Annotated in this window: 1 protein-coding gene; it reads right to left on the bottom strand. The window is 62.5% G+C overall.

Features of this window, described 5'->3' with window-relative positions; all coding sequences use genetic code 11:
- Positions 1-27: 27 nt before the first annotated feature.
- The coding region (locus QCE73_RS33950; RefSeq protein WP_309885330.1) for a biotin/lipoyl-containing protein at positions 28-459 on the bottom strand (432 nt) is incomplete at its 5' end.

Here is a 459-nt window from a genome sequence, read left to right as displayed (position 1 = left end):
GCTCGGTCCCGCGCCGAAGAAGAAGCGCTAGCTGCCTTCCGTTTCGAGCACGAGCAATTGCGATCCGTCGGTGACCTGATCGCCGACGTCGAAGAGAATTTCGCCGATCCTGCCCGTGGCCGGCGCGACGATCGTATGCTCCATCTTCATCGCTTCCATCACGATCAGCGGCGCGCCCTTTTCCACCGATACGCCCGGCTGCACGAGGACCGCGATAACCTTGCCGGGCATCGGCGCGGTCAGTCGCCCTTCGTGTTCGGCGTCGCCTGCATGAGCCATCAGGTTCTGCCATTCGAACGCGAATGCGGCGCCTTCCAGAAACACGTGGAAGACATCACCGTCGGTGAAGACGTGGCCTTTGACGAGCGCATCGTCGAGTTGAACGCTAAAGGCCGTTTCCCCGCGATGCGACCAGTCGAAGCGCGCGCTTTGCCCGTCCAGTTGCAGACGCTTCTCGCC

Source organism: Caballeronia sp. LZ029 (assembly GCF_031451275.1).
GTDB classification, from domain to species: Bacteria; Pseudomonadota; Gammaproteobacteria; order Burkholderiales; family Burkholderiaceae; genus Caballeronia; species Caballeronia jiangsuensis.
The sequence above is the reverse complement of the archived record's forward strand: the minus strand, read 5'-3'. Positions and strand labels throughout refer to the sequence as shown.